The 4,193-nt window shown below is 62.5% G+C and carries 4 protein-coding genes and 1 pseudogene; all 5 read left to right on the forward strand.

Going from position 1 to position 4,193, the window contains the following annotated elements:
- Positions 1-646, forward strand: a 646-nt coding sequence (kdsB, locus tag VIW95_RS04755; protein WP_331584272.1) for a 3-deoxy-manno-octulosonate cytidylyltransferase, incomplete at its 5' end; no start/stop codon positions are given.
- Positions 647-665: 19 nt separating this feature from the next.
- Complete coding sequence (locus tag VIW95_RS04760; protein WP_331584273.1) at positions 666-2,321, forward strand: CTP synthase; 1,656 nt, start codon at positions 666-668, stop codon at positions 2,319-2,321.
- Positions 2,309-3,151: a 3-deoxy-8-phosphooctulonate synthase gene (kdsA, locus tag VIW95_RS04765; protein WP_414645267.1), complete on the forward strand. Its 843-nt coding sequence runs from the start codon at positions 2,309-2,311 to the stop codon at positions 3,149-3,151. Before VIW95_RS04760 ends, kdsA begins: the two co-directional genes overlap by 13 nt.
- A gap of 151 nt (positions 3,152-3,302) precedes the next feature.
- The gene (lptC, locus tag VIW95_RS04770; protein WP_331584275.1) at positions 3,303-3,902 is read left to right on the forward strand and encodes an LPS export ABC transporter periplasmic protein LptC; all 600 of its coding nucleotides are present in this window, start codon (positions 3,303-3,305) and stop codon (positions 3,900-3,902) included.
- Positions 3,880-4,193, forward strand: a pseudogene (locus tag VIW95_RS04775) (hypothetical protein); the annotation flags it as partial. The gene lptC and the pseudogene VIW95_RS04775, both read left to right, overlap by 23 nt.

The raw sequence follows: 4,193 nt of genomic DNA on the forward strand, positions 1-4,193 counted from the left end.
CGTGCGAGTGTGGCGGCAAGCATCGAAGGCGAAAACGATCGCGCGCGTGGTCGTTGCGACCGACGATGAGCGAATCGCGGCGCCCGTGCGCGCGGCGGGTGGCGAGGCGATGATGACCTCGCCGGCGCATGCGAGCGGCACCGATCGAATCGCTGAGGTTGCGTCGAAGATCGTCGCCGACGTCTATCTCGGCGTGCAGGGCGACCAGCCGTTCATCGCGCCCGTCGATCTCGACGCGCTGGCGGAGGCGATGCGCGCCGATGCGTCGATTCAAATGGCGACGCTGGCGACGCCGATTATCGATCTTCTCGAATGGACCGATCCCAACAAGGTGAAGGTCGTGTGCGGCGCTGACGGGAACGCGCTATACTTCTCGCGAAGCCCGATTCCACATGCGCGTGACGGCGGGATGGCCAAAGAGGCGCTTCGCCATATCGGTGTTTATGCGTACCGGCGCGATTTCCTGATGAAATTCGCCGCCCTTCCCGCGGGCGTGCTCGAGAGCATCGAAAAGCTCGAGCAGTTGCGTGCGCTGGAGCATGGTTACGTTATTAGAGTGGTCAAGTCGGTGGCGCCGTCGCTTGAAGTAGATACCGCGGACGACCTGGTGCGCGCCCGCGACGCGGCGTCGGATTCAACTCGTTGAGGATGGGGAGGGATTCAGCGTGGAGCGGGGAAAAACCAAATTTATCTTCGTAACCGGGGGCGTGGTTTCGTCGCTCGGCAAGGGCTTGGCCGCCGCGTCGCTCGGCGCGCTGCTCGAGGCTCGCGGTTTGAAGGTCACGATGCTCAAGATGGATCCCTACATCAACGTGGATCCCGGCACGATGAGTCCGACCCAGCACGGCGAAGTTTTCGTAACCGACGACGGCGCCGAGACCGATCTCGACCTCGGCCATTACGAGCGCTTCGTGCAGACGCCGATGGGCAAGCGCAACAACTGCACCACCGGCCAGATCTACGACACCGTCATTCAGAAGGAACGGCGCGGCGACTATCTGGGCGCGACCGTGCAGGTGATTCCGCATATCACCGACGAGATCAAACGCCGCATCCTCGCCGCTGCCGAGGGCTCGGATCTGATCATCGTCGAGATCGGCGGGACGGTCGGCGATATCGAGAGCCTGCCGTTCCTCGAAGCTGCGCGCGAGTTCCGATGGGATCACGGCCGCGAAAATGTTTTGTACCTGCACCTGACGCTGGTCCCGTTTATCCCAACCGCGGGCGAGCTCAAGACCAAGCCCACGCAGCACAGCGTGAAAGAGCTGACCGGGCTCGGGATCCAGCCGGACATCCTGCTCTGCCGATGCGACCGACAACTCGATAAAAAAATCAAGGAGAAGATCGCACACTTTTGCAACGTCGAGGATAACTGCGTCATCTCGGCGCCCGATGTGCCGACGATTTACGAAGCGCCGTTGCGTTATCACGATGATGGACTCGATCAGCGCGTGTGCGAGAAGCTCAACATCTGGACCGGCGAGCCGAACCTCTCGAAGTGGCGGCGAGTCGTCAAGACCGCGCAGAGTCCGAAGCTTACGGTAAACGTCGCGGTGGTCGGCAAGTACGTCAACCTGAAGGACGCGTACAAGAGCCTGCACGAGGCGATCGCGCACGGCGCCATCAGCAACGAGGCGCGGGTCAATATCGACTACGTCGATTCCGAAGAGCTGGAAAAGCAAAACGTTGAAGAGCGGCTGGCGCAGGCGCACGCGATAATCGTCCCCGGCGGCTTCGGCGAGCGCGGCACCGAGGGTATGATTCGCGCCGTTCGCTACGCGCGCGAGAACGGCGTGCCGATTCTCGGCATCTGCTACGGCCTGCACATGATGGTGATCGAGGCGTCGCGCAATCTGCTCGGCCTCAAGCGCGCCAACACGTCAGAGAACGCGCCCGACTCGCCCGATCCCGTCATCCATATAATGGACTCGCAGAAGGACGTTTCGAAAAAGGGCGGCACGATGCGCCTCGGCGCGTATCCGGCAGTGCTCACGTCGGGTTCGATCGCGGCGTCGCTGTATCGCAAGGCGCGCATCTCCGAGCGCCATCGGCATCGCTGGGAAGTTAACAACTCGTATCGCGAGCAGCTCGAAAAAGTCGGACTCGTCGCGACCGGCATCTCACCAGACAACAGCTTGGTCGAGATAATGGAGTTGAAGGGGCATCCGTGGTTTCTCGGCGGCCAGTTCCACCCAGAGCTGAAATCGCGCCCGCTTGATTGCCATCCGCTGTTTCGCGGATTGATTCGGGCGGCCGTGCAGCGCCGCGCGGAGCTCGGGGTGAAGCAATCGAAGGTGCGGGAGCTCAGATCGGTTTCGTGAACGTCGCCCAGGTCAAAGCCGGCGACGCCGTGTTTGGCGGGCCGGAGCTCGTGCTGATCGCGGGTCCGTGCGTGATCGAGAGTTACGACTCATGCATCAGGCACGCAACCAAGCTCGCTGATATCGCGCGCCGCGCCAAGCTGCCATTCGTTTTCAAATCTTCATTCGACAAGGCCAACCGCTCGAGTCACAGCTCGTTTCGCGGGCCGGGTCTGATCGACGGACTCGAAATTCTCGCGCGCGTGAAACGCGAGGCGGGCGTTGCCGTGCTGACCGACATCCACGAACCGTCGCAAGCCGCAGCCGCCGCGCAAGTCGTCGACGTGATCCAGATTCCCGCGCTGCTCTCGCGCCAGACCGATCTGATCGACGCGGCCGCGAAGACCGGATGCGCAGTTAACATCAAGAAGGGGCAGTTCCTCGCGCCGTGGGACATGAAGGCGGCGGTCGCGAAGGCGGAGAGCGCCGGCACGCGGCGAATTATTTTGACCGAGCGCGGATTTTCTTTCGGCTACAACAATCTCGTCTCCGACATGCGCTCGCTCGCGATCATGCGCAGCTTCGGCTACCCGGTCGTCTTCGACGCGACTCATTCGGCGCAACTTCCCGGAGCGGGCGAGGGCGGCGAGCGCTCAGGCGGTCAGCGCGAGTTCGTAGCACCGCTCGCTCGCGCGGCGACGGCCGCCGGAATCGACGGGATTTTCATGGAAGTGCACGAGGACCCCGACCGCGCGCTCAGTGACGGTCCCAATTCATATCGGCTCGCCGACTTGCCTGCCTTGCTCGAAACCCTCAAGCGAATCCATCACGTTGCTCACGAGGCCGACTGATCTGGAATCAATCAGATTGGCGTGAGATCGCGGTTGGTGCTTGGATAATAGTGAGTGCAAGAGCGCCGCGAATTGCAAGTATGATGCCGGACGGCCGCTTGGTTTACTTGAAAAAAGGCGCTTGATACCGTGAGGATCGGAGAAGTTGAACTTGAGTCCCAAGCGAATTGCTAAGGCGCTGGCAGGTTTTGGCGCGTTGGCGCTGGTCGTCCTGCTGGTCGCGACCATCTGGGTCGTACGCCATCGCTCGGCCACTCAAGTCTTGCAGACCGCCGCCGGACTGGTGCCTGGGACGCTCCTGCGGGCGCACAATTTCCACTGGACGCAGATGAAAGCCGGCGAGCGCCAATGGGTCCTGACCGCAGGCGAGGCGGACTACTCGGCCGACAAGACGATGCTGAAACTGACCGACGCCGTCGTCACGATGGTCTCGTCGGACGGCAAGCCGGTGGTCGTCAACTCGCCACATGCCGATTTGACCATGAACGGGAATCACGTGACGAAGGCGTATCTAACCGGCGGCACGGTAATTCATTTTGGCGACTACGTTCTCAGCACCGATTCGGCGACCTTCATGCCTGATGACGACAAGGTCGAGGCGCCGGGTCTCGTGACGGTCATCGGCGACGGACTCAAAGTGACGGGCGTCGGACTCAGTGGGCATCCCAAGACGCGGGTCTTCGACCTTCATACGCAGGTTCAGACTGAAGTGATGCCGAAGAGCAATAGTGAAAAACCCAAGCAAAGTTAGCCGGGCGGCGCGTATCGCCGCGGCAGCGATAGTAGCTATCGCGCTCGCATCACCGGGGTGGGCGCAGGACGGCGTCAACGCGCCGATGGGGTCGCCGGATGCGGGGGCCGCGGTGCAGGGGTCGGGCACGGTCGGCGACTCGATTCGCAACGCGCCCGCCAGTTCGACGGCGCCGTCGGCGTCGGCTCCGCAAGCCGCGAACAGCGACGACTCAAATGACGATTCGATTAGCGTGACCGGCGGAGTGCCCGGCGCGCCGCCTTCGGCGGCATCGTCGGATACGACCCAGGC

Origin of the sequence: Binatus sp. (SeqCode), assembly GCF_036522015.1 — a bacterium.
GTDB lineage: Bacteria > Desulfobacterota > Binatia > Binatales > Binataceae > Binatus.